This is a genomic window from Pseudomonas sp. PVC-5-1, from assembly GCF_057444345.1.
This window is the reverse complement of sequence record NZ_CM172024.1, coordinates 3,792,728-3,818,745: the sequence shown is the minus strand read 5'-3', so window position 1 is coordinate 3,818,745 and position 26,018 is coordinate 3,792,728. Positions and strand designations below refer to the sequence as shown.

General features: G+C 59.7%; 21 protein-coding genes, 1 tRNA gene and 2 pseudogenes. 12 read left to right on the top strand and 12 right to left on the bottom strand.

The features are described 5' to 3' along the window. Positions 1 to 27: 27 nt before the first annotated feature. Positions 28 to 2,139, bottom strand: coding sequence for an elongation factor G (gene fusA, locus AC2T3R_RS17550; protein ID WP_054572494.1), 2,112 nt, complete (start codon positions 2,137 to 2,139; stop codon positions 28 to 30). Between the two features lie 73 nt (positions 2,140 to 2,212). Beyond that, positions 2,213 to 2,638 carry a hypothetical protein gene (locus AC2T3R_RS17545; RefSeq protein ID WP_015271047.1) on the bottom strand — a complete coding sequence of 142 codons (426 nt, stop codon included), beginning with the start codon at positions 2,636 to 2,638 and terminating at the stop codon, positions 2,213 to 2,215. Positions 2,639 to 2,883: 245 nt separating this feature from the next. On the opposite strand from AC2T3R_RS17545, the gene AC2T3R_RS17540 reads away from it, so the two are divergent. Beyond that, a complete protein-coding gene (locus tag AC2T3R_RS17540) occupies positions 2,884 to 3,186 on the top strand; it encodes a hypothetical protein (RefSeq protein ID WP_486744030.1) in 303 nt (100 codons plus the stop codon). Between the two features lie 13 nt (positions 3,187 to 3,199). Here the strand turns inward: AC2T3R_RS17540 and AC2T3R_RS17535 are convergent, their stop codons facing one another. Next, positions 3,200 to 4,453: a 2-aminoadipate transaminase gene (locus tag AC2T3R_RS17535; protein ID WP_486744029.1), complete on the bottom strand. Its 1,254-nt coding sequence runs from the start codon at positions 4,451 to 4,453 to the stop codon at positions 3,200 to 3,202. Between the two features lie 236 nt (positions 4,454 to 4,689). Next, complete coding sequence (gene gcvA, locus AC2T3R_RS17530; protein ID WP_015271044.1) at positions 4,690 to 5,586, bottom strand: transcriptional regulator GcvA; 897 nt, start codon at positions 5,584 to 5,586, stop codon at positions 4,690 to 4,692. A 255-nt stretch (positions 5,587 to 5,841) separates the two neighbouring features. On the opposite strand from gcvA, the gene AC2T3R_RS17525 reads away from it, so the two are divergent. The 3 genes from AC2T3R_RS17525 (at position 5,842) to AC2T3R_RS17515 (ending at position 8,566) form a co-directional block, all read left to right on the top strand. After that, the gene (locus AC2T3R_RS17525; protein ID WP_054572495.1) at positions 5,842 to 7,224 is read left to right on the top strand and encodes an amino acid permease; all 1,383 of its coding nucleotides are present in this window, start codon (positions 5,842 to 5,844) and stop codon (positions 7,222 to 7,224) included. Between the two features lie 61 nt (positions 7,225 to 7,285). Next, positions 7,286 to 7,783: a PaaI family thioesterase gene (locus AC2T3R_RS17520; protein ID WP_015271042.1), complete on the top strand. Its 498-nt coding sequence runs from the start codon at positions 7,286 to 7,288 to the stop codon at positions 7,781 to 7,783. 87 nt (positions 7,784 to 7,870) lie between these two features. Then, a complete protein-coding gene (locus tag AC2T3R_RS17515) occupies positions 7,871 to 8,566 on the top strand; it encodes a glutathione S-transferase N-terminal domain-containing protein (protein WP_486744028.1) in 696 nt (231 codons plus the stop codon). Positions 8,567 to 8,698: 132 nt separating this feature from the next. On the opposite strand, the gene AC2T3R_RS17510 is transcribed toward AC2T3R_RS17515, so the two are convergent. Continuing rightward, positions 8,699 to 10,315, bottom strand: a complete 1,617-nt coding sequence (locus AC2T3R_RS17510; protein WP_486744027.1) for an inorganic phosphate transporter — start codon at positions 10,313 to 10,315, stop codon at positions 8,699 to 8,701. 128 nt (positions 10,316 to 10,443) lie between these two features. On the opposite strand from AC2T3R_RS17510, the gene AC2T3R_RS17505 reads away from it, so the two are divergent. The 7 genes from AC2T3R_RS17505 (at position 10,444) to AC2T3R_RS17475 (ending at position 15,743) form a co-directional block, all read left to right on the top strand. Next, the gene (locus AC2T3R_RS17505) at positions 10,444 to 10,830 is read left to right on the top strand and encodes a DUF488 domain-containing protein (protein WP_486744026.1); all 387 of its coding nucleotides are present in this window, start codon (positions 10,444 to 10,446) and stop codon (positions 10,828 to 10,830) included. A 709-nt stretch (positions 10,831 to 11,539) separates the two neighbouring features. Next, positions 11,540 to 11,971 carry a GNAT family N-acetyltransferase gene (locus AC2T3R_RS17500; RefSeq protein WP_486744025.1) on the top strand — a complete coding sequence of 144 codons (432 nt, stop codon included), beginning with the start codon at positions 11,540 to 11,542 and terminating at the stop codon, positions 11,969 to 11,971. A 117-nt stretch (positions 11,972 to 12,088) separates the two neighbouring features. Beyond that, positions 12,089 to 12,478 carry a helix-turn-helix domain-containing protein gene (locus AC2T3R_RS17495; protein WP_247846222.1) on the top strand — a complete coding sequence of 130 codons (390 nt, stop codon included), beginning with the start codon at positions 12,089 to 12,091 and terminating at the stop codon, positions 12,476 to 12,478. A gap of 63 nt (positions 12,479 to 12,541) precedes the next feature. Next, entirely contained in the window at positions 12,542 to 13,180 is a 639-nt protein-coding gene (gacA, locus tag AC2T3R_RS17490) for a response regulator transcription factor GacA (RefSeq protein ID WP_015271036.1), read from the top strand. Positions 13,181 to 13,186: 6 nt separating this feature from the next. Beyond that, positions 13,187 to 15,010: an excinuclease ABC subunit UvrC gene (gene uvrC, locus AC2T3R_RS17485; RefSeq protein WP_013973365.1), complete on the top strand. Its 1,824-nt coding sequence runs from the start codon at positions 13,187 to 13,189 to the stop codon at positions 15,008 to 15,010. Between the two features lie 32 nt (positions 15,011 to 15,042). Then, positions 15,043 to 15,603, top strand: a complete 561-nt coding sequence (pgsA, locus tag AC2T3R_RS17480; RefSeq protein WP_025339908.1) for a CDP-diacylglycerol--glycerol-3-phosphate 3-phosphatidyltransferase — start codon at positions 15,043 to 15,045, stop codon at positions 15,601 to 15,603. Positions 15,604 to 15,667: 64 nt separating this feature from the next. Then, positions 15,668 to 15,743, top strand: a tRNA-Gly gene (locus AC2T3R_RS17475). Positions 15,744 to 16,049: 306 nt separating this feature from the next. On the opposite strand, the pseudogene AC2T3R_RS17470 reads toward AC2T3R_RS17475, so the two are convergent. Continuing rightward, positions 16,050 to 16,356 (bottom strand): annotated as a pseudogene (locus AC2T3R_RS17470) (type VI secretion system Vgr family protein); the annotation flags it as partial. A gap of 77 nt (positions 16,357 to 16,433) precedes the next feature. On the opposite strand from AC2T3R_RS17470, the pseudogene AC2T3R_RS17465 reads away from it, so the two are divergent. Continuing rightward, positions 16,434 to 16,538, top strand: a pseudogene (locus tag AC2T3R_RS17465) (IS5/IS1182 family transposase); the annotation flags it as partial. A 126-nt stretch (positions 16,539 to 16,664) separates the two neighbouring features. Here AC2T3R_RS17465 and AC2T3R_RS17460 read toward each other — a convergent pair. From AC2T3R_RS17460 to AC2T3R_RS17435, 6 genes are all read right to left on the bottom strand, one after another. Continuing rightward, positions 16,665 to 17,525 (bottom strand): hypothetical protein, encoded by an 861-nt coding sequence (locus tag AC2T3R_RS17460; protein ID WP_486744024.1) that lies wholly within the window; start codon positions 17,523 to 17,525, stop codon positions 16,665 to 16,667. Positions 17,526 to 17,690: 165 nt separating this feature from the next. Beyond that, positions 17,691 to 18,218: a hypothetical protein gene (locus AC2T3R_RS17455; RefSeq protein WP_015271034.1), complete on the bottom strand. Its 528-nt coding sequence runs from the start codon at positions 18,216 to 18,218 to the stop codon at positions 17,691 to 17,693. Between the two features lie 9 nt (positions 18,219 to 18,227). Beyond that, positions 18,228 to 22,820 carry an RHS repeat-associated core domain-containing protein gene (locus AC2T3R_RS17450; protein WP_486744023.1) on the bottom strand — a complete coding sequence of 1,531 codons (4,593 nt, stop codon included), beginning with the start codon at positions 22,818 to 22,820 and terminating at the stop codon, positions 18,228 to 18,230. Between the two features lie 52 nt (positions 22,821 to 22,872). Next, on the bottom strand, positions 22,873 to 23,304 hold the full coding sequence (locus tag AC2T3R_RS17445) for a DcrB-related protein (protein ID WP_054572461.1): 432 nt from the start codon (positions 23,302 to 23,304) through the stop codon (positions 22,873 to 22,875). 48 nt (positions 23,305 to 23,352) lie between these two features. Further along, on the bottom strand, positions 23,353 to 25,338 hold the full coding sequence (locus tag AC2T3R_RS17440; RefSeq protein WP_486744022.1) for a type VI secretion system Vgr family protein: 1,986 nt from the start codon (positions 25,336 to 25,338) through the stop codon (positions 23,353 to 23,355). Positions 25,339 to 25,411: 73 nt separating this feature from the next. After that, complete coding sequence (locus AC2T3R_RS17435) at positions 25,412 to 25,927, bottom strand: Hcp family type VI secretion system effector (protein WP_025339902.1); 516 nt, start codon at positions 25,925 to 25,927, stop codon at positions 25,412 to 25,414. Positions 25,928 to 26,018: the final 91 nt, after the last annotated feature.

Genomic DNA, 26,018 nt, shown 5'->3' with positions numbered 1-26,018 from the left:
GCGAAGAGGCCAGCACAGGCGAACGAATCACTCCCCGCGGTTCTTCTTGACGATGGCATCGGCAATGCTCGCCGGTGCCTCGGCATAACGGGTGAACTCCATCGAGAAGCTGGCCCGGCCCTGGGTCATGGAGCGCATCGAGGTGGCGTAGCCGAACATCTCGCCCAGCGGCACCTCGGCACGGATCACCTTGCCGGCCGGCGTTTCGTCACCGTCCTGGATCATCCCGCGGCGCCGGCTCAGGTCGCCGAGGATGTCACCCTGGTACTCCTCCGGGGTCACCACCTCCACCTTCATCACCGGCTCCAGCAACACCGCCCCACCTTTCTGCGACAGCTGCTTGGTGGCCATCGAGGCGGCGATCTTGTAGGCCATTTCGTTCGAATCGACATCGTGGTACGAGCCGTCGTACACCGCCGCCTTCAGGTTGATCAGCGGGTAGCCGGCCAGCACGCCGTTCTTCATCTGCTCCTCGATGCCTTTCTGGATAGCCGGGATGTATTCGCGTGGGACCACGCCGCCAACGATCTCGTTGATGAACTCCAGGCCTTCCTTGCCCTCGTCGCCGGGGGCGAAGCGGATCCAGCAGTGGCCGTACTGGCCCCGGCCGCCGGACTGGCGGACGAAGCGGCCCTCGATCTCGCAGGTGTTGCGGATTTTCTCTCGGTAGGCCACCTGTGGCTTGCCAATGTTGGCCTCGACGTTGAACTCGCGGCGCATGCGGTCGACGATGATGTCCAGGTGCAACTCGCCCATGCCCGAGATAATGGTCTGGCCGGTCTCCTCGTCGGTGCGCACGCGGAATGACGGGTCCTCCTGGGCCAGCTTGCCCAGGGCGATGCCCATTTTTTCCTGATCGGCCTTGGTCTTTGGCTCCACCGCCACGGAAATTACCGGGTCGGGGAAGTCCATGCGCTCGAGGATGATCGGCTTGTCCATGTCGCACAGGGTGTCGCCGGTGGTCACGTCCTTCATGCCGATCAGCGCAGCGATGTCGCCGGCGCACACATCCTTGATTTCAGCCCGCTGGTTGGCATGCATCTGCACCATGCGGCCGATGCGTTCCTTCTTGCCCTTGACCGAGTTGAGCACCGCGTTGCCGGAGCTGAGCACGCCGGAGTAGACCCGGGCGAAGGTCAGGGTGCCGACGAACGGGTCGGTGGCGATCTTGAATGCCAGGGCCGAGAACGGCTCACTGTCGTCGGCGTGGCGCTCCAGGTGCTTTTCTTCGTCATCCGGGTCGGTGCCCTTGATGGCCGGGATCTCCGACGGGGCGGGCAGGTAGTCGATGACCGCGTCGAGCATCAGCGGCACGCCCTTGTTCTTGAACGACGAGCCTAGAATGGTCGGCACGATCTCGTTGTTCAAGGTGCGTTTGCGCAGGCCGGCCTTGATCTCTTCGATGCTTAACGCTTCGCCTTCGAGAAACTTGGTGAGCAGTTCGTCATCGGCCTCGGCCGCTGCCTCGACCATGTGCGCGCGCCATTCGTCGGCCAGCGCCTGCAGCTCGGCAGGGATGTCTTCTTCGCGGTAGCTGGTGCCTTGGTCGGCATCGTTCCAGTAGATGGCCTTCATCTTCACCAGGTCGATCTGGCCGATGAAGTTCTCTTCGCTGCCGATGGCCAGCTGGATCGGCACCGGATGGTGGCCCAGGCGCTGATCGATCTGCTTGACCACGCGCAGGAAGTCGGCGCCCTGGCGGTCCATCTTGTTGATGTAGGCCAGGCGCGGCACGTGGTACTTGTTGGCCTGGCGCCATACGGTCTCGGACTGCGGTTCGACCCCGTCCGCGCCGCTGAACACCACTACCGCGCCATCGAGCACGCGCAGCGAGCGCTCCACCTCGATGGTGAAGTCGACGTGGCCCGGGGTGTCAATGATGTTGAAGCGATACTTGTGGGCGAACTGCTTGGTCGAGCCCTGCCAGAAGGCAGTGGTCGCCGCCGAGGTGATGGTGATACCGCGCTCCTGCTCCTGGGCCATCCAGTCCATGGTCGCGGCACCATCGTGCACTTCGCCCATCTTGTGGTTGACCCCGGTGTAGAACAGGATCCGCTCGGTGGTCGTGGTCTTGCCGGCGTCCACGTGGGCGACGATACCGATATTGCGGTACAGCTCGATGGGCGTTGTACGGGCCATGGCGGACTACCTGCGGATGAGCGGATTCTCCCACGGTAGCAGAACGGGAGAATCCTGCTTTACCGCCGGGCCGTCAGTCGGCCTGGGCTTGCAGCTGCCACTGGCCATCCACTTCGCGGGCCAGGCCGCTGGCTGGCAGCAGGGCCAGCAGGCGCGTGTGCAGGGCGGCTTCGGTGAAGGTCTTGAGAGTGGCCAGGTCCAGTGCGCCGACCAGGTTGAGATCGGCCTTGGTGTACGAAAGCCAGGCCTTTTTCAGGGCCTGGGCGACGTCGCTGCCGGAGGTGCTGGCAAAGCGGCGGTGCCATTGGCGGCCGTCGAAGGTGAAGGTGTGGGCGTGGCTGTAGGTGCCTTGGTCGCCCCCTTCGGTGCAGCGATGGCAACGGCACGGGCCTTCGCCGAAGGCGTTGCGCAGGTAGCTGTTGAAGTCCACCACGGGCTTGAGGGACAGGCGTTTGTCGACCTCGAACAGGTCGGCGATCAGGGGTTCTTCGGCGCTCACTCGGGATCCTCGTGTGGTGTGGCGTGCATCGGCGGGCACCCTAACAGATCGGGCCCTTCAGATCACCTTTTGCAGGCCCGGCCTCTTCGCGGGTAAACCCGCTCCCACAGGTACTGCGCAGGCCTTGGGCAATGTGCGGTCCCTGTAGGAGCGGGTTTACCCGCGAAGAGGCCAGTAGAGACAATGGAGACCACCTGCCGTACTCTACGCGCCCATACGCCTACACACCCACAGAGGTAACCCGCTTGAGCACCAAGTACCCGTACATGGCCACCATCACCGTCAGCGCCGAAGACCGTGGCGGCGACGCCGAAGCCTCGGAAAACCCCAACATGCGCGTTGGCCTGGAAGCGGTGACCGAAAGGCTGAAGAAGGTGCATTTCGTCGGTACGCTCGCAGCCCCCGAAAAGAACGCCACGCACATCTGCGTGACCCTGGAGAACGGCCTGACCTACTACGGCCCGATCGTCAACGGCCACGCCGAACTCGAAGGCGGCTGGATCGCCTTCGAGTCCGACATGCTTACCCCGCAGGAACTGGGTCTTTAAGCCCCCGTTCCTCTCAGGAGCCCAGCTCCGCCAGGCACTGCTCGAGGATATCCAGGCCCTCCTCGAGCACTTCGGCCTCGATGGTCAGCGGTGCCAGCAGGCGGATGATGTGCCGCGCCTTGCCGCTGGGCATCAGCAACAGGCCCTTGGCCCGCGCCGCTTCCATCACCTTGGCCAGTTGCGCCGGTGCCGGGTTGCCGTCGGCATTGACGAACTCGATCCCGCGCATCGCGCCGACGCCGGTGAGGCGGCCGATGAACGGGCTCAGTCCCGAGGCCTTCCAATGCTCGAAGCGGCGCACGATTGCCTGCTCCTGGCGCTCACCCCAGGTAGCGACGGCCTCGTCGGTCATCTGCGCCAGGCTGGCCAGGGCCGCTGCGCAGGCGATCGGGTTGCCTGAGTAGGTGCCACCCAGGCCGCCCTTGGGCAGCGCTGCCATCAACTCCTTGCGCCCAACCACCGCACCCAGCGGCATGCCGCCAGCAATGCTCTTGGCCAGCAGCAGCAGGTCGGGCTCGATACCCAGGCGCGGGAAGGCGAAGCGCTGGCCGGTGCGGCCGAAACCTGACTGGATCTCGTCGATGATGATCAGGATGCCGCGCTCGTCGCAGAAGCGGCGCAGGGCCTGGGCGAAGGCTGGGTCAAGGGCGAGGAAGCCGCCTTCGCCCTGCACCGGCTCGAAGATGAACGCCGCCACGTCTTCCACTGCCAGCTCGACGCTGAACAGGCGGTCCATGGCCTTGAGGGCCTGTTCGCAGGTAACCCCGGTGTCGGCGCTGGGGTAGGGCAGGTGGTACACCGGCCCCGGCAGTTCACCGACCCGCTGCTTGTACGGGGCGACCTTGCCGTTGAGGTTCAGGGTGGCCAGGGTGCGACCGTGGAAGCCGCCGTCGAAGGCGATGATGGCGCGTTTGCCGGTGGCACCACGGGCCACTTTCAGGGCGTTTTCTGCAGCTTCCGCGCCGCTGTTGGTGAGCATGCCGGCCAATGGGTAGCTGACCGGTACGAACTGGCTCAGTTGCTCCATCAGCGCCAGGTATGGGCCGTGGGGGGCTGCGTTGAAGGCGTAGTGGGTAAGGCGAGCGGCCTGGGCCTGGATCGCCTCGACCACGGCCGGGTTGCAGTGGCCCAGGTTGAGTACACCGATACCACCGACGAAGTCGATGTAACGTTTGCCGTCGGTGTCCCAGACTTCGGCATTGCGGCCATGGGAAAGTGTGATCGGGTGAACGATGGCAATGGATTGGCTGATACTTTCCTGATTCATGGGCACGCGGACCTTTGTTCGAATTTCTTATTATCCAAGCGTGTTGGCAGGTTATTCCGCAAACGAATTATTCGATTGCGGTCATTCCCTGGATTCGTGAACTGGCTGATTTTTGTATCTGCCATTCCGGCCCTATCGCCGGCAAGCCAGCTCCCACAGGTAAGGCACAGGTCTTGATGGCTGTGGAGTACTTGTGGGAGCTGGCTTGCCGGCGATAGGGCCAGTGCAGGAAGTAATCAATCCCCCTCGGCCACCCGCTCCCGAATCCACTGCACGAATGCCCTGACCTTGGGCACTTCGGCCGCATGCTCGGCATGGGCGATGAAGTGCCGGCCATTGCTCGCCACCGGGTGGTCCCAGGCCACCACCAGCTTGCCCTCGCTCAACTCTTCGGCCACCAGGTAGCGCGGGATCAGGGCGATGCCGCAGCCGGCAATGGCTGCGCGAATGCACAGGTAGAACGTGTCGAAGCGGGGCCCGTGGTAGCTGTTCTGGCTATGCAGCCCCAGCCCCAGGAACCATTCATGCCAGGCCTCCGGGCGCGACACGCACTGCAACAGGCGGTGTTCGGTCAGCGCCTGGGCGCTGTCGAACCGGTGGTTGGCCAGCAGCTGCGGACTGCACACCGGCACGACTTCCTCGCTGAACAGTTCGATGCAGGTTGCCCCGGGCCAGGTGCCCTGGCCGAAGAAAAACGCAATGTCGGCCTTGGCCTGCACCAGGTCGAACGGCTCCAGCTCATTGCGGATATCCAGGTGAATGCGCGGGTAGCGGTCGCCAAAACCCTTCAGCCGGGGTACCAGCCAGCGCGCGCCGAAGGTGGGCTGGGTGGCGATGCGCAGCACTTCGGTCTCGTCGCCGTAGCTGAGGATGTAGCGGCTGGAAATGTCGATCTGGGTGAGGATCTTGTTCACTTCGGTGAGGTACAGCGCGCCAGCCGGGGTCAGGTGCAGGCGCCGGCGAATGCGCTGGAACAGCGAGTGCGACAGCATGTCCTCGAGCTGCGCCACCTGCTTGCTGACGGCGCTCTGGGTCAGGTGCAGTTCCTGGGCCGCGCGGGTGAAGCTGAGGTGGCGGGCGGCCGCTTCGAAGCACTGAAGGGCGGTGGTCGAAGGCATCAGGCGTTTGGACATGACGGGCAAATACCGAGCAAAAAAGGAAGGAGTTCATTCCATAACGGAATCATGTGTTTCGAAAAGGTCGTTTGTTGACCTCGGCCTATAGATTAATACTGACCTGGATCAACGATTACAACCGGTCGTGCGAAGAGGAGGTCAGTACCCGCTTCCGGCATCTGCAAAACAACAAAAACGAACATCAGAAATTTATAAGAATTCTGCTCCAGTCTTCAGCCGCCCCGCTGCGGCCGACCCATTCGAGGGTTCTTCATGGCTTCGCCAAACAACAACAAACAGCGCTCCCTGCAGCACGGCCTGACGTCCCGTCAGGTATCCATGATCTCCATCGCCGGCATCATCGGCGCCGGCCTGTTCATCGGTTCTTCCAACGCCATCGCCACCGCCGGCCCGGCCATCCTCATCTCCTACGCCATGACCGGTCTGCTGGTCTTGCTGGTGATGCGCATGCTGGGTGAAATGGCCATCGCCAACCCCAACAGCGGCTCGTTTTCCACCTATGCCTCCGAAGCCATCGGCCCTTGGGCGGGCTTTACCATCGGCTGGCTGTACTGGTGGTTCTGGGTACTGATCATTCCGGTCGAGGCCATTGCCGGCGCCGACATCCTGCATGCCTACTTCCCTGGCGTGCCGTCGTGGCTGTTCGCCTTCCTGATCATGCTGGTGCTGTCGGGTACCAACCTGATCAGCGTGAAGAATTTCGGTGCCTTCGAGTACTGGTTCGCGCTGGTCAAGGTGGTGGCGATCATCGCCTTCATCGTGGTCTGCAGCCTGGCGGTATTCGGCGTATGGCCGCTGGCCGAGGTGTCCGGGGTCAGCCGGTTGTGGGACAACGGCGGCTTCATGCCCAACGGTTTCGGCACCGTGCTCGGTGGCGTGCTGATCACCATCTTCTCGTTCTTCGGCGCCGAAATCGTCACCATTGCCGCTGACGAAACCGCCAACCCGAAAGACAAGATCCGCCGCGCTACCAACCTTGTTGTGTACCGCATCGCCATCTTCTACCTGGCGTCGATCTTCCTTGTGGTGTCGCTTGTGGCGTGGAACGACCCGGGCCTCAAAGCGGTAGGTTCGTTCCAGCGCGTGCTGGAAGTGCTGAACGTGCCGGGCGCCAAGCTGCTGGTGGATATCGTGGTGCTGGTTGCCGTGACCAGTTGCATGAACTCGGGCCTGTACACTGCGTCGCGCATGCTCTATTCGCTGGGCGCCCGTGGCCAGGCGCTGAGCGTTACCAAGCGTATCTCCGGCTCGGGCGTACCGACCGTGGCGGTCATCTTCTCGACCCTGGCCGGCTTTGCCGGGTGCTTCGTCAACTATGTGTTCCCGGGCAAGGTATTCGGCTTCCTGCTGTCCACCACCGGCGCCATCGCCTTGCTGGTGTACCTGGTGATTGCCGTTTCGCAGCTGCGCATGCGGGCCCGTGCCGAGCGCGAAGGGCGGCCGCTGGAGCTGAAGATGTGGCTGTTCCCATGGCTGACCTGGCTGGTGATCGGCACCATCGTCATGGTGCTGGGCTACATGCTGTTCAGCGATGCCTACCGCTACGAGACGCTGATGACCGCCGGGGTGACCGCGTTCATACTGCTGGTTTCGCTGACCCAGCGGCGCGCCAGGGTGGTTGCCCAGACGGCCTGATGTTTCTGTTTTAATGTGGGGGCGTTGCGCGCCCCCCCATATCAATAAGCACAGGAAGCGTATGAACGACCACTCCCTTTCCCTCCAGGCCCTCGCCGCACCCGACGGCACTTGCTACGGCTGCGGTTGTTCCCACCCCAGCGGCCTGCACCTGCAAAGCCATTGGGACGCCGACGGCATCCACCTGGTGTGCCGGCACGCGCCCGACAGCACCTTCATCGGCTGGCCCGGCCTGGTCTACGGCGGGCTGCTGGCGATGCTGGTCGACTGCCACTCCAACTGGACGGCAATGGCTTACCACTACCGCAACGAAGGTCGCGAAGCGGGCAGCCTGCCGCGCATCGACTGTGTCACTGGCAGCCTTGGCCTGAACTACCTCAAGCCCACGCCCATGGGGGTCGAATTGTTGCTCAAGGCGCGTGTGGAAGGTGAAGTAGGGCGCAAGACCCGGGTGCTCTGCGAAGTCTGGGCCGACGATGTGCTGACAGTGACTGCCGACTCGGTGTTCGTTCGCGTCGATACCGAAAAGCTCAAGCTCAAGGCCCACGGCCAGGCCTGAGCCGCCGGTGCTGATGAGTGGTCGGTGATGGTCAGCGGCCGGGGATGTCTCTAGAGTGAGAGATTCATTCCCCAGGCAAAGTTGATCATGACCGATCTCAGTGCTTTCCCCATTACCCGCAAGTGGCCCGCCAGACACCCCGAGCGCCTGCAGCTGTATTCGTTGCCGACGCCCAACGGCGTCAAGGTGTCGATCATGCTTGAAGAGATCGGCCTGGCCTATGAGCCGCACAAGGTCAGCTTCGACAACGATGACCAGCTGAGCCCCGAGTTCATCTCGCTCAGCGCCAACAACAAGATCCCCGCCATCCTCGACCCCAATGGCCCTGGCTGCCGGCCGCTGCCGCTGTTCGAGTCGGGGGCGATCCTGCAGTACCTGGCAGAGAAGAGCGGCCAGTTGCTCAGCCAGGACCCGGCCCAGCGTTACCAGACCTTGCAGTGGTTGATGTTCCAGATGGGTGGGATCGGGCCGATGTTTGGCCAGGTCGGGTTCTTCCATTTCTTTGCTGGCAAGGAATACGAGGACAAGCGCCCGCGGGACCGTTATGTCAACGAGTCCAAGCGCCTGCTCGGTGTTCTGGACCGGCATCTGAAAGGCCGGGAATGGATGGTCAACGAGTACAGCATCGCCGATATCGCGATCTTCCCGTGGGTGCGTAACCTGGTTGAGCGTTACAACGCCCGAGACCTGGTTGGCTTCGATCAGTTCAAGGAAGTGCAGCGGGTGCTCGCGGCGTTCCTCGAGCGGCCGGCCGTGCAACGCGGGCTGAAAATTCCAGGTTGAGGTTGGCTGTAAGGGCCCTATCGCCGGCAAGCCGGCTCCCACAGGTAATGCACAGGGCTTGAGGTCTGTGGTGTTCCTGTGGGAGCTGGCTTGCCGGCGATAGGGGCAGTGAAGGCGAAACTGTTTTCAGGCTCAGAAGATGTGGTGCAGCAGCCAGTACAGGCTGCCGGCCAACAGCATCGCTGCCGGCAAGGTCAGCACCCAGGCCATCAGCAGGTTGACCAGCGTGCGCTTCTGAATCCCCGACCCGTTGGCCACCATGGTCCCGGCCACCCCGGAACTCAGTACATGGGTAGTCGACACCGGCAACCCGAACATGTCCGCCGCACCAATGGTGCACATTGCCACCACTTCGGCCGAAGCCCCCTGGGCATAGCTGAGGTGGGTCTTGCCGATCTTCTCGCCTACCGTCACCACGATGCGCCGCCAGCCGACCATGGTGCCCAGCCCCAGTGCGATGGCCACGGCCACTTTCACCCACAGCGGGATGTAGCGGGTGGCGTCGTCCAGCTGGGTCTTGAACAGCAGCACCTGGCGGCGCGTGCCTGCATCGAACACCACCAGCTGGTTCTTCTCGAGCAGGCGGATGGCTTCGCTGGTCAGGTACATGTCGTTGCGCACGTTGGCCATGGCTTCGGCCGGTACCCGCTTGAGCGAGCCATAACCTTTGACCTCTTCGCCGATCATGCCGGTCAGCGCCGCCAGCGCCGGTATCAGTTGCGGGTTGGCCTTGGGCTCGGCAATGAACGTGGTCAGCACCTGGCGTGGGTCGGCCGGTGCTGCTTGCGGGGCGCCGCGCGCCAGTGCCTGGCGGGTTACCTCGGCGACCGCGGAAAACTGCAGGGCCTGTTCATTGGGCATGGTCTTGTTCAATGCGTAAGCCATCGGCAGGGTGCCAACCAGAATCAGCATGATCAGGCCCATGCCTTTCTGGCCGTCGTTGGAGCCGTGGGCAAAGGACACCCCGGTGCAGGTCAGGATCAGTACGCCGCGGATCCACCACGGTGGCGGTGTCTGGCCTTCCGGCGCCTGGTACAGCGCCTTGCGCTTGACCAGCGCGCGCAGTGCCAGCAGCAACAGGGCGGCACAGGCAAAGCCGAGCAGTGGCGAGAACAGCAGGGCATAACCGACCTTGCTGGCCTGGGCCCAGTCCACGCCACTGGTGCCGTCGCGCCCATGCATCAGGGCATTGGCCACGCCCACGCCGATGATCGAACCGATCAGGGTGTGCGAGGATGAGGCCGGCAGGCCCAGCCACCAGGTGCCGAGGTTCCAGATGATCGCCGCCAGCAGCAGGGCGAAGACCATGGCGAAGCCGGCCGAGGAGCCGACCTGCAGAATCAGCTCCACCGGCAGCAGGGCGATGATGCCGAACGCCACCGCGCCACTGGAAAGCAGCACGCCGAGGAAGTTGCACAGCCCGGACCAGACCACGGCGACGGGGGCAGGCAACGAGTGGGTGTAGATAACGGTGGCCACTGCGTTGGCGGTGTCATGGAAGCCATTGACGAACTCGAAGCCCAGGGCAATCAGCAACGCCAGGCCCAGCAGCAGGAATGGTGTGACCGTGGTTATTACCGTGCCGCTGGCCGTCACATCCTGTTTAAGGCTCCAGGCGGTGTAGGCAATGCCGGCCAGCAACAGGCCGAAGAACAACACCAGGGTGGCACGCCCGGGCTTGTGGGCAAGTTGCGGGCGGGCATCGCGTTCGGCCAGTTGCGGCAGACTGGCCAGTGAAGGGGTTGCCATGATGGCTCCGGTTGGGGTGTGGCAAGGGTGCCGAAGGCCTTGAGCATAGAAACAATTCGTAACCTGGCCGTGACCTCGATCAATGATTTATCTAGGCTCAAGACGGACGGTAGTGGCAGGAGAAACCCATGATTCGCTGCAAGCGTGTCTACGATGCGGTTGAGCAAGACGACGGCCAGCGCGTGCTGGTCGATCGCCTTTGGCCGCGTAACAAGCGCAAGGAAGACCTGCACGCGCAGTGGTTGCGCGAAGTTGCACCCTCGGATGAGTTGCGCAAGGCGTTTCACCAGGGTGAAGTGGATTTCGCGGGCTTCACCCAGCGTTACCAGCAAGAGCTGGCGGCCCACCCCGAGCACTGGTACCCGCTGCTGGACCTGGCCGGAAAGGGCACGCTGACATTGCTTTATGCGGGCAAGGATACCGAGCACAACAATGCCCGGGTGCTGGCTGAATGGCTGGAAGATGAACTGGACCGGCGCGGGCCTGGTAGTTCGCCCGTGTGCTATGCCCCATGATTGATATTCGTTGTGCTGGCCCTATCGCCGGCAAGCCAGCTCCCACAGGTACGGTGCTGCCTTCAAGGCTATCGCTGTACCTGTGTGTGGCTTGCCGGCGATGAGGCCAAAACAGGCAACACAAGACAGTTGCTCCACAGGTACAGCGCTGCCTTCAAGGCTATCGTTGTAACTGTGGGAGCTGGCTTGCCGGCGATGAGGCCAAAACAGGCAACACAAGACAGTTGCTCCACAGGTACAGCGCTGCCTTCAAGGCTATCGCTGTACCTGTGGGAGCTGGCTTGCCGGCGATGAGGCCAAAACAGGCAACACAAGACAGTTGCTCCACAGGTACAGCGCTGCCTTCAAGGCTATCGCTGTACCTGTGGGAGCTGGCTTGCCGGCGATGAGGCCAAAACAGGCAACACAAGACAGTTGCTCCACAGGTACAGCGCTGCCTTCAAGGCTATCGCTGTACCAGTGGGAGCTGGCTTGCCGGCGATGAGGCCAAAACAGGCAACACAAGACAGTTGCTCCACAGGTACGGCGCTGCCTTCAAGGCTATCGCTGTACCAGTGGGAGCTGGCTTGCCGGCGATGAGGCCAAAACAGGCAACACAAGACAGTTGCTCCACAGGTACGGCGCTGCCTTCAAGGCTATCGCTGTACCTGTGGGAGCTGGCTTGCCGGCGATAGGGCCGGGCCTGGCAAACCGAAGAGTCCGAAATGTGATGTCCCTGAAACTGACCCCCGCCAACGACACCCACCGCACCTTCGCCCGCGACCTCACGCGCCGCGCCATGCTGCCGTACTACCGCGAATATGACCTGCTATGGCTAGAGGAAGCCTTCGACGAAGCCTGGGGCTGGCGCGAGCAGTGGCTGGTGACCGAAGGCGACGCGGTACTCGGCTTCTGCAGCCTCAGCCAGGACCGCCAGGCGCTGTTCATCCGCGAGTTGCACCTGTTACCCGAGCACCGTCGGCGTGGGGTCGGCAGCTGGGTGCTGGAGCAGTTGGCACTGTGGGCCCGCCAGCGGCACCTGCCGCTGCTGCGGCTGATGGTGTTTCGCAGCAACCCGGCGCGTGTGCTCTACCAGCGCCACGGCTTCGTCGAAATGGGTGAGGACGAATGCTTTGTGCGCATGCAGCGCGCGATCGACTAATAGCTCAATGATGGCTTGTCGCGACTGGTGAGCATCGGCATAGTGACCTCAGGCGTTCACGGCCGCCTGCAGGCGGGTAGGCCGTACATGAGTGTGATCAGGGATAAGGAGCCCCCCATGAATGGAATCGGTCCGCGGCTGCGGGAAGAGCGTGAGCGTCTGGGGATGACCCAGCGCGTGTTTGGCGATATCGGTGGGGTCGAACCCAATGCCCAGGGCAAATACGAGAGTGGTGAACGCTCGCCGCGGGTCGATTACCTGGCGGCATTGGCAACCCGGGGCGTGGATGCACTCTATGTGCTCAGCGGTATCCGCACCCCGGCACCGCTCGAGGGGCTGAGCGCCGATGAGTCCGGTTTGCTGGGGGCTTTCCGGCAGTTGTCGTGCGACGATCAGGCAGCACTCTGGCACTTGTTGCGGCGTTTGACCAACAACGACAAATCCCGGCAGGCAGTGAGGCCGCTTACGGTTGAACGTCAGGCGTTTCTTACGGAAGGAATGCGTTAGGTCCGCCGTGAAAAATTTTGTTAAGGTGGCGGGATCCAATCGCCCTGCTGACGAGGTGTGTGCTTGATTAGGGTCTTAGTGGTCGACGATCACGATCTGGTACGAACCGGTATTACACGCATGCTGGCCGACATCGATGGCCTGCAGGTGGTGGGTGAGGGCGATTCGGGCGAGTCGGCGCTCAGGCTGGCCCGTGAACTGAAGCCGGATGTGGTGCTGATGGACGTGAAAATGCCCGGCATCGGCGGCCTGGAGGCCACCCGCAAGCTGCTGCGCAGCCACCCGGACATCAAGGTGGTTGCCGTGACCGTGTGCGAGGAAGACCCGTTCCCCACGCGCCTGTTGCAGGCCGGCGCTGCTGGCTACCTGACCAAAGGCGCCGGCCTTGACGAAATGGTCCAGGCCATCCGCCTGGCCTTCGCCGGCCAGCGCTACATCAGCCCCCAGATTGCCCAGCAGATGGCGCTGAAGCCATTCCAGCCACAGGGCTCGCCGTTCGATGCCTTGTCGGAACGGGAAATCCAGATTGCCCTGATGATCGTCGGCTGCCAGAAAGTGCAGATCATCTCCGACAAGTTGTGCCTCTCGCCCAAGACCGTCAATACTTACCGTTATCGGATCTTTGAAAAACTCTCGGTCACCAGCGACGTCGAACTGACCTTGCTGGCCGTTCGCCACGGCATGGTCGACGCAAGCCTGTAAAACCTCATGTCCCAAGTTTTCGATGCCAGCGCATTCCTGGCTACCTGCAGTGGTCGCCCGGGCGTCTACCGGATGTTCGACGGCGAAGCCCGGCTGCTTTACGTGGGCAAGGCCAAGAACCTCAAGAAGCGCCTGGCCAGCTATTTCCGCAAGACCGGCCTGGCGCCCAAGACCGCCGCGCTGGTAGCCCGCATCGCCCAGGTCGAAACCACCATCACCGCCAACGAAACCGAGGCGCTGCTGCTGGAGCAGAACCTGATCAAGGAGTGGCGGCCGCCGTACAACATCCTGCTGCGCGATGACAAATCCTACCCCTACGTGTTCCTTTCCGACGGCGAGTTTCCGCGGCTGGGCATTCACCGTGGGGCGAAGAAGGCCAAGGGCCGCTACTTTGGCCCGTACCCCAGCGCCGGCGCCATTCGCGAAAGCCTCAGCCTGCTGCAAAAGGCCTTTTCGGTGCGCCAGTGCGAAGACAGCTACTACGCCAACCGCACCCGGCCATGCCTGCAGTATCAGATCAAACGCTGCAAAGGGCCCTGCACGGGCCTGGTGACCGCCGAGGAATATGCCGAGGATGTGCGCCACTCGGTGATGTTCCTCGAAGGGCGTAGCCAGCAACTGGGCAACGAGCTCAATGCCGAGATGGAGAAGGCCGCCATGGCCCTCAATTTCGAGAAGGCCGCCGAGTTGCGCGACCAGATCGCCTTGCTGCGCCGCGTCCAGGACCAGCAGTACATCGAAGGCGGCAGCGGCGACGTTGACGTTATCGCCGCCTTCGTCAACCCCGGTGGCGCCTGCGTGCACCTGATCAGCGTGCGTGGCGGGCGGGTGCTGGGCAGCAAGAACTTCTTCCCGCAGGTAGGCATCGAGGAGGAGGTGGCCGAAGTGATGGCCGCGTTCCTTTCCCAGTACTACCTGGGCAATGCCGAGCGCGAACTGCCGGGCGAACTGATCGTCAACGTGGTGCACGAAGACTTCGCAGCCATCAGCGAAGCCCTGCAGACCCTGCGTGGCCGCGAGCTGACCATCAGCCACCGGGTACGCGGTACCCGCGCCCGCTGGCAGCAGCTGGCGGTGACCAACGCCGAGCAGGCGCTCAATGCCCGCCTGGCCAACCGCCAGCACATGGCCGCACGTTTCGAGGCCTTGGCCGAGGTGCTGGGCCTGGACGAGGTGCCGCAGCGCCTGGAGTGCTACGACATCAGCCATTCCAGCGGCGAAGCCACCGTGGCCAGCTGCGTGGTGTTCGGCCCCGAAGGCCCGCTCAAGTCCGACTACCGCCGCTTCAACATCGAAGGCGTCACCGCTGGTGACGACTACGCCGCCATGCACCAGGCCCTGACCCGCCGCTACGGGCGCATCAAGGACGGCGAGGGCAAGCTGCCTGACGTGCTGCTGGTGGACGGCGGCAAGGGCCAGCTGAACATGGCCCGTGACGTGATGCAGGAGCTGGGCTTCAGCGACCTGACCCTGCTTGGCGTGGCCAAGGGCGTGACGCGCAAGGCCGGTTTCGAAACCCTGTACCTGAACGACGTGCACCATGAGTTCACCCTCAAGGGCGACTCACCGGCCTTGCACCTGATCCAGCAGATTCGCGACGAGGCCCACCGTTTCGCCATCACCGGCCACCGCGCCCGCCGCGGCAAGGCCCGCCGGGTGTCCAGCCTGGAGGATGTGGCCGGGGTAGGGCCCAAGCGCCGGCGCGACCTGCTGAAACATTTCGGCGGCCTGCAGGAGCTCAACCGCGCCAGTGTCGATGAAATCGCCAAAGCACCCGGCATCAGTAAAAAGCTTGCCGAGTCGATTTATGCCAGCCTGCATAGCGAGTAGAATGCGGGCTCAACTTGCGGCCAGTCGTACCGATGAATATTCCAAACCTGCTCACCGTTCTACGCGTCCTGCTCATCCCGATCTTCATCCTGCTGTTCTATGTGCCCTATCACTGGAGCTACATGGCCGCCAGCAGCGTGTTCGCCGTTGCCGCCGCCACCGACTGGCTGGACGGCTACCTGGCGCGCCGCCTGCAGCAGAGCACGCCGTTCGGTGCCTTCCTCGACCCTGTGGCCGACAAGCTGATGGTGGCGGTGGCCCTGGTGCTGCTGGTGCAGACCCACGCCAACTTCTGGCTGACCCTGCCGGCCGCGGTGATCATCGGCCGCGAGATCGTGGTTTCGGCGCTGCGCGAGTGGATGGCCGAGCTGGGCGCGCGGGCGCATGTGGCGGTGTCCAACCTCGGCAAGTGGAAAACCGCGGCACAGATGCTGGCGCTGGTGATCCTGCTGGGCAACCCGCCGGCGGTGACCTTTTGGGTAATCCTCGGTTACGCGCTGCTGCTGGTGGCGGCGGGGCTGACCCTGTGGTCGATGGTGCACTACCTGCTGGCCGCCTGGCCGCACCTGCGCGAAGGCTCTGAGCAGAAATAAAAGTTTTTTTGAATCAAGGGGTTGACGCTGTTTTAGAAATCGCTAGAATGGCACCCATCACGACGCGGGAATAGCTCAGTTGGTAGAGCACGACCTTGCCAAGGTCGGGGTCGCGAGTTCGAGTCTCGTTTCCCGCTCCAAATATAGATTTACAGGGTTCTTTGGAAGTCTGTAAATCATTGAAAAAAGACGCTTCGGCGTCTTTTTTCGTTTCAGTCAGATCCATCAGGATCCATGGGCATTCGGGCCTTTCCAGGCTTTGTACGAAATCCCAAATAACCCAATCACCGCCCCGAACGCTGAAACTTTGCAGAATTCCCCGGCATCGACGGAAAGGCATTCTGTGATGGCTAAGCGTTACGAATACTCGGACGAGGTGTGGGGTGTGGTCTCCGAGCTCTTCATCAAGCCCTAGCAGCTACCGGCCTAGCCTTAGGATACCCGCCCCAACAGGAGCTAAACTCGTTGTTCTGGCTTTCACGGTCCCAGGGAAAGCTGACCTTTACTCGGCCCCACTCATCGCAATAGATCTCTTCTCCCTTCGGGCCGACCACGGTAGCTATGTGCGGACCGTCAACGCGTAGTTTTGGCAGTGGGGCAGGGCGCCATTCGGTCCGGCCGGGGACCAGCACGGCCGTCTGTTAGTAGCGCGTGCTTACATCTGCGCCGGCGGCTTCTTCCTGCAGGCTGGTGAGTTGTTTGCCTTTGTGTGCAACCGGGTTCACCCGCCAATACGTTGAGGTCGTCACTTGGTAGCCTGTCGCCGCTTTGCTATGAAACCTAGAGTTGACCGTCGCTATCTTCGTAGAACCCTTCGTCGTCATACTCGGTCTCGCTATCGCCGCTTGGCCAAGAATACGACGCAACTGACGACATTGTTTGCGCTGTCGAATCTGTCGATGGCGCGTCGGCAGTTATTGAGCGCTGTAGGGTGAGGTGCGCCTGTGGTACCCGCGAACCAGGGCAAAGCCTTGGCTTTGAGGCAATTGACGTCAGAGAAATCGGCGCTAAGGCGTCAATATATTGCTCATTGAGCGCTCGGGCTAACTTGTTCGGAGTTTTCATAGGGGTGACCAATGTATATGATTTCCGACGACGATCTTCTCGAGATTTTCTACGGTGTTATAAATAAAATCATAATCTAATTGATGATGCCAAGTTGCGGCCATGATCGTGCTTCTATGTATTTTGTCTTGTTTGATTAGGTCTGTTCTAATGCTCCAGTTGTGTGGTGGGTTTATAGTTATATAGTATTGTATGTTTTCTTGGTGAATTATTTTGGTGATAGATGAGAGTCTATCCTTTTTGTGGTCTACTGGAAAGATTTGACAGTTTAATATCAGGTCGTCATATTTGAATCTCACAATTTCGCCAAATTTATCAATATTCTTGTCCAGGCGGCCTATTGATAGGATAGGTTCTCCGGTAGCGTCAAGCCCGTACTTCATTAGGTTCTTTGATCTCAAGTCTGATTTTGTGGGTTTGCTAATTGCTCGAAATTTTGTATTAAGTATGCTGGGGATTATAAGTTCAAACGGTATTAATTCTAGGGATTTGCCAAGTGAGAGTCGCCATTCGGTAACGTGTAGTTTGCATGCTTCAAGTGTAGGTCTGACCATTGTGGTGTATTGATCAAATTCGTCTTTTAGGGTTAATATTTGGCTCTGTAGGAAGGGGGCTGTAATTTTCATTATCCACCGCATGCGTAAAAGTTTTTCCATCGCCCTGTCTCCATGCGTCTTGTGATGTCGCATCAAGATGCGGATAGAGTTGATTCCTTTCTTTTTTGCGTTTCGTAAAATTTGGTATATTTGTTTGTCGTTGTATTTCCCATGTATATGTTTTCCAGCATGGTAATTGCCATCTGTTTCCGCTAGAGTTTTTCCTGGGTTGTCAGGTTGAGCTAGTTTTGTTGGCTGCATTCCCCAAAGTCGTGCGCCATTTTCGGCGATGTCTGGGGTCGCACCGCCTTGAGCCAAAATTCCGCGTGAGCCATTCGCATATACACTATTCGTGTTTAAAAGTTCTCTATGAAGTACTGCCTTGTCCCCGAACTTGTCCGTGTGTGAGATTGCTAGTTGTGCTTGCTATAATGATTGGTAGAGTTTTATTCTCGAGTCATCCAGCGGGAAAAAATCTTCTGATAACTCATAGAGGCGCATGACCCAAAAGTTATTCTCATCAGCCATGGCTCTCCTGTCTATCTCGGAATAAAGCTTTTCAAGTGTGGCGATCTGCTTGTCGGTATCTAATATTTCAATGCTAATTATTCTAGTTATTAGGTTTATAAATAGGTTGTGAAAGGTTATGAAGAGATTTATTGTGGAGTTGCAATATGCAGTGTTGGTCAGCTCGTCGTTTTCAAACATGTATCCGATGGATGAGTCCTCTTTGTTGACAAAGAAACATCCGGTGAAGTCGTGCCCAAAGAAAGCAAAGTGCTTATTCAGTGCTGGGATGTGGTATAGCGTATTATAGAACTCTGTTTTGTTGTTTTTGTAGGGTGGCAATAGACAGGCTTTGCTCCGTACGTCGGAAAGTACGACGGAATTATCAATTGCACCATTTTCCATGTTGGTGTATTGGGCTTGAAATTTCACGAAAGGAAGCTCCATGTTTTTCTCCTACGGGCAAGTGGTTTTCTTTATGCTGTTCAAGGCTTGCTGCAATAGGCTTCTGCCAGAGCTGCTGTATTGGAAGCTGTATGTGTTTTTAGCGGAGTAGCGATTCACAAGAGAATTGCAGCCGGTACAGGGTCGTCTTTCAGAGTATATTTCAATAATTTTCACCTCTTTCCTGTTGGCGTATTTTGAGATGAGTCTTTCTTCTGAGTGGAGTGGTCCGTGATTTCTCATTACTTCTACGTACTCCTTGTCGTTAATAGTGTATCTGATGGCTGCATAATTTGTCTTTGCTGCGGTGTGGTTTCCGTCGATAGCTCTTTGGTTGATTACATTTTGACTTAATCCGCTTCCGTATGGAATTTGCTCTACGGCCAGCCCTAGCGGGTCGATATGGGTTAGTGTGTTTGGGGCGTATATATTAAGATTTATGCCGCCAGCCAAACCTATGGGGTCTACCTGCGTAAACCTGCCTATATCTGGATCATAGAATCTAAAAGTGTTGTAGTGAAGCCCCGTCTCTCGGTCAAGGTATTGCCCTTGGTATCTCAGATTCTGCTCACGCTCTTGTCGTGGACTGTGCCATTCATCCCGTATGGCGCCCGAACCCTGATAGTCACTGCGCCAGAGTGTATGGCCCTGTTCATCCGTCAACTGCTCGGGCAACTCGGCCAAGTTGGTGTGGAAATACTGTATGTCTTCCTGACCCGGTTTCCCGTCTATGCGTACCAACGGCCCATAGCCGTACAAACTCGCATGGACAAAAAGGCTGGGCAGCCCGCTTTGCACCTCCTGCAGTAACCGCAACCCCTGCCAGTGAAACAGCGTATGGCGTACCGGCTCGGCTTCGCCGTGCCTGTACACCGCCTTGCTGATCCGCCGCCCCAGAGGGTCGTAGCCGAACACAATGCGTTCGGTCTCCCCGTATCGCGCTTGCTCCACGCATACCAACCGCTGCTCGGCGTCATACTCGAAGCGCTGCACTAGATGGCTGCCGATTCGTTTTTCACACATACGCCCAAATCGGTCATAGCGGTAGCGCTTGTCCTGATAGACCAGCACACGGTTGTGCTTGATCAGGCCGTGGAGCTTCGGTCCGTCGAATAGGTTGCCAGCCTTGTCGTACTTGAAATCCTCAACCTGTGTCGCTCGCCAGTTGGGGCGAGACTGGTGAGTACTCTGTAGCTGCTCGTTCGGGTCGTAGCCATAACGGTTGTTACCGGTGTAGCTCTTGCCTGTGTTAGGTGAACGATGAAAATGGCCAATAATCTGCTCAAGATGCGCGATGTCATCAGCTGCAATGTCGCCAAAGCTACTACGTTGGGTCTGGGTCAATACCTCAGCAATCAGGTTGTCTCTGTTGTCATAGCGGTAACTCTTCTCCAGCAACGGCAGCACTTCAACCGAAGCATCGCGATAGTGAATGGCCTTGCTGCTCAGTCGCCCGCTCTGGTCATAGCGGGTACGTGTGATCAGGCTTCCCTGGGTGCGCAATACTTCGTCGTGCACCGCATCGCGCTCGAAGTCACTGATGACCCGGCCGTTCAGGTTGATCTGATGAAGGTGCCCACTGCCGTAGTGCAGGTAGTTCAGTTGACGCTGGTCAGGCAGTGTCAACGTCTGCAGATTGCCCAGTTCGTCATAGCGGTATTGCAGCAGCCCGGCACTGTTGGTTTCGCTGAGCAACTGCCCGTTCGCGTCATAGGTGTAATCAAGCTGCTGTTGCTCACCCTGGTTGTCCGTGAACGTGATGGACAACAGGTTGTCGGCGGTGTCGTAGCTGTAGTCGGTGATGCCATCCTCGGTGCGTTTGCTCAGCAGACGGCCAACGGCATCACGTTGGAAATCATGGCGAATCGAAGTGGCCCGTGTCGGCGGGGCGTTGCCGGAGAGGGGTGGCTGTTCGTATGAAGAGGGGACATGGGTTAGGCTGGTGACACCGTCGAGTGTGTCGTACTCGTATATCCGGCCACTTCCATCCAGATCTTGTTGTGCCACCAGGCGGTCAAGTTTGTCCCAGCCAAACGTGTAGGACTCTTCATTCTCGTTGGTGAGTTGCAGCAGGCGACCATAGGCGTCGTAGCGAAACTTCACGCTGTACCCCATGGCATCGGTGCGTTTTACCAGGCGGCCGCTGCGGTCATAGCGAAACTGCAAGATCTTTTGCGCGGGATCGATGTAGCGCGTCAGCTGGCCGGCGGTATCAACTTCGTAGCGGTCGATACGACCATCGGGTCGTTCGCTTTCTATGAGATAGCCGCGAGCGTCATAGCGGAAGTGGGTCTGCTCTCCGCGGGCATTGATGCTTTCGCTCAGGCGGCCATGCAAGTCGTAGTGGTACAGCGTCTGGTTGTTGCTGCAGTCGCGATAGCTGAGCAACTGGCCACGGGTGTTCCAACCCAGGTGCTTGGTCTTTTCGAGGGCATCGGTTACGCGGGTAACACGTCCTTCCGGGTTGTATTGATACTGTGTGCTCCGGCCCAGTGGGTCCTGCTCCCACAGCAAATTGCCATGAGCATCGTAGCCGTAGCGCCGGGTACGTCCTGCTCCGTCTGTGACCTGAACGGGCAAAGCCCAGTGGCGCAGATAGCTTATGCGTTCGCTTCGCCCAAGCGGGTCACGTGTCTCGATCAGACGCCCGATATCGTCATAGCTGTATCCCCACTCGCCGCCCTGCGGATCAGTTCGTTTGACCAACTGGCCGGCGACGATCTCTGCTTGCCAGCAGTTCCCAAGTGCATCGACATGCTTGTAAACGTCGTACAGCGGGCCCCAGAAATAGCGGTCTATACGTCCCAGTCCGTCTGTTACGAGGGTTTCGCCTTCTTCGAGGTTGTACTCGAACTTGTACTCCTCCCCATCGCTACCCCAGTGACGAACCACCCGCCATTCGTGGTCAGGTTGCGGCTCAAGCAAAGGCGGCAGGCGATAGGGTGTTCCGTCCGCCCGTCTTGGTGTAGGACGTTTTTCAGGAATGGTGTAGCGTGCCCATTCGTACTCGCGGACGGCGCCGCTGGCCAGTTGGTGACGCTTCAGATAGCCCTCTTCGGTATAACCGAAGTTACGCACCACCTGGCCCGTTGCATCCAGAACTTCTTGCAACTGCCCACTGTCGGTATAGCCGTAGCTGACCAGCAGCTCGTTCCGCTCGATAGCGGGCTCACCGTTATTTGACAGGAAGAGCCGCGACACCTTGCATACACGCCTTGTATGCGCAGCATCATAGTGAAGCTGGACAACCGTCTGGCCGTACTTGTCATAGAGTGCTTGAAGGCGACCTTGTTTGTCGTAAAGCACATCTATGTAATTGAGATTGCGGTCGCTCAGCCTGATTAGTCTTGAACGACTGGGCTCGTGCGGGTCGACATCAAAAACCTTGTAGCGCCCCTCATGAATGTCCTCGACAACTGTTTGGCCATCCTCCAACTGGAAGAAAGCCAAGCCGTCCACAACACTGACAAAGGCATCGCCGGCGCGCAGGCGCCCGAGTTCCAGGCGATTGCCTTCTTCATCGACGTAAATCCACAACTCGCCGCCTTCAGGATGCGGGACGCGGACCAGTTCAACTTCATAAGGAACACTCCAGCCCTTTCCGAACAGGCCGCCGGTGCGTAAGTCTCTACTGTCGTAACTACGAGCCCATTGGATTCCCAGCAAGCCAGGTAAGTTGAAATCAACATCCTCTGGACCGTCCTGGAACTTGCTACCCGTGGCGACCGCAACGGGGTTGCCCAATTTACAACCTTTGATGCGCCCAAAACGTCGTGAAATGAGTATCCCCGCAATGATCCCGGTAAACATCGCAACCTTGCTCTTGCCATTGCGAATATCCCGAACCGTCGCCGTCCCGCCGCCAATGCGCACATTCGGCGATACCTTCTCATTCACATCGATCGTGGCATCGCAGGTGGTCTTGTCACCCGATCGCGCCGCAGGCTGGCCGTTGATGAAGACTTTGTCCGACCCTTGCGCAATATGGTTTTCGGGCAAAGGCGGGTGGCGGCTGCATGAAATCTTGTCCTGCTCTTTGGGTTCCGCGCCGGGGTCCTTTGGCGTGGTGACGGGCGGGTTGAAGATGTCGCGTATCGCCATGCCCAGCCCCACCACGGGGAACAGGTAGGGCACCGCCGCCATGGCCATGGAACCCACGTTCTCCAGAATCGAAGGCTCTGCTTGCTCTGCGTCGGCCGCCCCCCCTCCTGGCGGCCCTGTAATACCGGCTGCGCGAGCGGCGGGCTTGCTGTTGACGAACACGTTGTGTGACCCGCTTTCGATCTTTCCATAGGGGTCGGGTGCATCCACGCTGTTGCCAAGGCTGTCGCAAAAGCGGGAGATGGCATCGCCGACAGTCTGGTCTTCACCGACCGAAAGGGTGCTCATCGCACCGACCGCAACTCCCGCAACGGCGGCGATGGCGATGCCAGCTGCGCCCCCCGTCGCGACAGTACCGACAACGGCCAGGCTGATAGCGGCAGCCACGGCGGCGGTGGCTGCGGCATAAATGACGGCCTCTGCAACTGCACTGACCATTTCGGCGATCAGGGACGGATGCAATATTTCATCGCCCATGCGGGCGGCGTGAACGATCTGCGCCATGGCTTACAAGCTCCAAAAGTTCTGAATGAGGTTGACCTGGGTGGTGAAGGGGTCAGGTGAACCGGAGCTTTTGTTTGATTGCGCGCCAGTGCTCGATGTCGTCGCTGCTCAAAGGGCTTGGCTTGCTGTAGTTGATCACCAGCAGCCGGTGCTGACCTGGAATCATGCAGGCGGCCTGGAGCTGGAAATTGGGCTTGTCCCCCACCTTGAATTCAATGGCCATTTCGCGGGCTTCGACGGAGTGTTCACCGCCCCCCAAACGCGCGATCTTCGTGGGTGTGATGGTCATTGCCCCGGACTTTTTTCGCAGCATCCGCAGTTGGTCATCGATGGCTTGGTCCAGGGTCTTGTCATTGGCGACGGGGCTGCGCGCCATTACCAACGTGGTGTCTCGGGCACGAAAGCGCAGCATGTTGAGCGTGAGGTCTTCAGGTGCTTCCTCGCCTAGATTGAGGATCAGGTCGTGAGTCAGGTATTCCGTCATTGCGGGAGTCCTTTCAGGAGGTCTTTACGTACGGGCAAGTGCAAGCAGCTACTTGAAATGCCCATCCACATCAGCTTTCAGTGCACTGCTATCGCGTCCATCCGCTGCGGCACCCGCCGCTCCGCCCTCAGGGTTGAGGTCGAGCTTCGCTGCGGGCGTGTTGATCTGTCCGGTCTGTTGCCCGGTGAGGTTGAAGGTCTCGCAGGTGATATTGAGCGTGCCGTTGGCCTGCATCTCGATCAGTGTCTTGCCGCACTTGAGTCGCAGGGTGTTGCCTGCTTCGATCTCGTAGTCGCCGGCGATGAGGTCGTTTTTGCCGCCGCCGACTTTCAGGGTGTCATTGGCTTTCACCACGCGCAGGCGATTGCGGCCGATGGCAACGGACTCGTCCTGGCCAATGCTCTGGGTGCGATCAACACCGACGGTGAGAGACTGGTTGTTGTTGACCTGGGTGTTCTGGTCCTTCTGGGCATGGATGAACACCTCTTCCTTGCCCAGTTCGTCCTCAAAGCGCAGTTCATTGAAACCATCGCCCTTGTGGGTCTGGCTCTTGATGGTCATGCGGGTCTTGTGGTCGGGCAGGTCGTAGGGCGGGAGCTGGTCACCGCAATAGGTGCGCCCGGTAATCATCGGCTGGTCGGGGTCGCCATTGACGTACTGGATGATCACGTCCTGGCCGATGCGCGGGATCGCCATCGCGCCCCAGCTGCCACCGGCCCAGCCTTGCGACACGCGCACCCAGCAGGAGCTGAACTCGTTGTTCTGGCTTTCACGGTCCCAGGGAAAGCTGACCTTCACCCGGCCCCACTCATCGCAATAGATCTCTTCTCCCTTCGGGCCGACCACGGTCGCCATGTGCGGGCCATCAACGCGTGGTTTTGATAGTGGGGCAGGGCGCCATTCGGTCCGGCCGGGAACCAGCACGGCGGTCTGCTCGTAGTGCGTGCTTACATCTGCGCCAGCGGCTTCTTCCTGCAGGCTGGTGAATTGTTTGCCTTTGTGGGTAACCGTGTTTACCCGCCAATGCGCGTTGAGGTCGTCACGTGGGTGACCTGTCAGGGTGAAGCTCAGGCCCGGTTGCAGGCGAACATCGTCACCCTCAACCTCGGCAATACGCACATCGTGGCGGAGTGCGGTGATTCGGTTTTCAGTGAACGGCTTGCCGACCGCATCGCGTTTGTAACGGCCTGGGTAATCGAAGAATTCGTACTCTGTAGACTGATGCTCCAGGAAGGGCCCGGCAGCTCTGTGTTCCTGGCGGTAGGCCGGGTTGGTAAAGGTGTAGTCGCGCTGAACCTGGCGAGCGGTGCGCACCTGCTCGCTGTAGCGCAAGCGGCGAAGGCACGGCATGGCTTGATCGCCACCGCCGGTGGCTTGATACAGCACGCTGTCAGGGTCTACAGGCTCGTCGGCATCAAAGAAGCCCTCGTCGTCATCCTCGGCCTTGATGGTCCCATGGCTGATCAACCCGAATGATTGCAGCCGATCGGTAATGATCAGCTTGTGCAGCTTTTCACTGTGCGCAAAGCGGTAGACGAAGCCTTCTTCAGCAGCCAGGCGGGCGATGAACGCCAGGTCCGTCTCGCCGGCCTGAACGCAGAACTCGCGGACCTGATGGTCCATGCTGGCGCGCAGTTCGTACTGGTTGATGCCCTGGCGCTGGAGCATCAGCTCGAGAATTTGCGGAACGGTCTTCTGCTGGAAGATGCGCCAGTTCGAGCGCAGGTCGGCCCGGGCCAGCTGGGGCTCGACCAGCGCGTGATAGTAGGTGCGGTAGAAGCCACTTTCAGCCTGGCTGAATCGGCTGACCAGGCCGTGCACGTAGCGCACCGGGCGTTCGCCGTCCCAGATGGTAAAAAGTACGGGCTTGTCGAGCAGGTGGCCGAAGTCGATATCGTTTTCGAAGCTGATGAGTTTCAGCTCCAGCTCGAAGGGCATGCTGATCCCCTCTCGGAGTTCGAACGACACCACTTCGAATTCAGCTTTTCCAACCAGCGGCTGGAAGCTGTAACGCAAATCAGATTGGCTTGGCATAAGCAATCCTTGTCCGCCGTCTGAAGTAATACAAAGTCCGGGCAGGTATACCCACCCGGAGCATTCGTAAATATCAGGCGGCGGGTGCGCGCCAGTCGTCAGACCCTTCGGTATTGGCCACATCGTGCGCCCAAGTGATCTTTCGATAGGTCAGCGCAACCTCGATCAGCTGCGTGTAGTTTTCGTTCTCCTTGTCTTGAGCGTGGGGTAACACGGTGTTGATGCTGACGATGGTGGCGTCTTCGAGTTTGGTCGTGAAGAAGTGCTCCTGTTTGCCTTCCATTGAAGTGCGGTACCAGTTGACTTCAACGGTCGGCAGCATTTCGCCAGTGGCCAGTGCTTGATACATCAGAGGCGTGGCCTTGTTCAGCGAACTGGTGAACTTGAGCGGCTTGTGCACGCGCTGACCGGTGGGTTGGCCGTTCTGCGGATCAGTAGGCGTGGTCACCTCATGCTGGATTTCCTGAACCAGGATTTCATCTTCATGGCCTTCCTGGTAAACATTGCCGACGGATTCAGCGGTGAATGCGCCAGCAGTGATGTTGCCTTGAGTTTGACCAATGATCTTGATGTAAGCGGGTGTTGGCATGGCAGTTTCTCCTGCGTCCATGTGGATATAAACACGCGCACCCAGGGTGGCGTGGCCATCGGGAACGATGGGCTTGTCAACGAAGCAAACG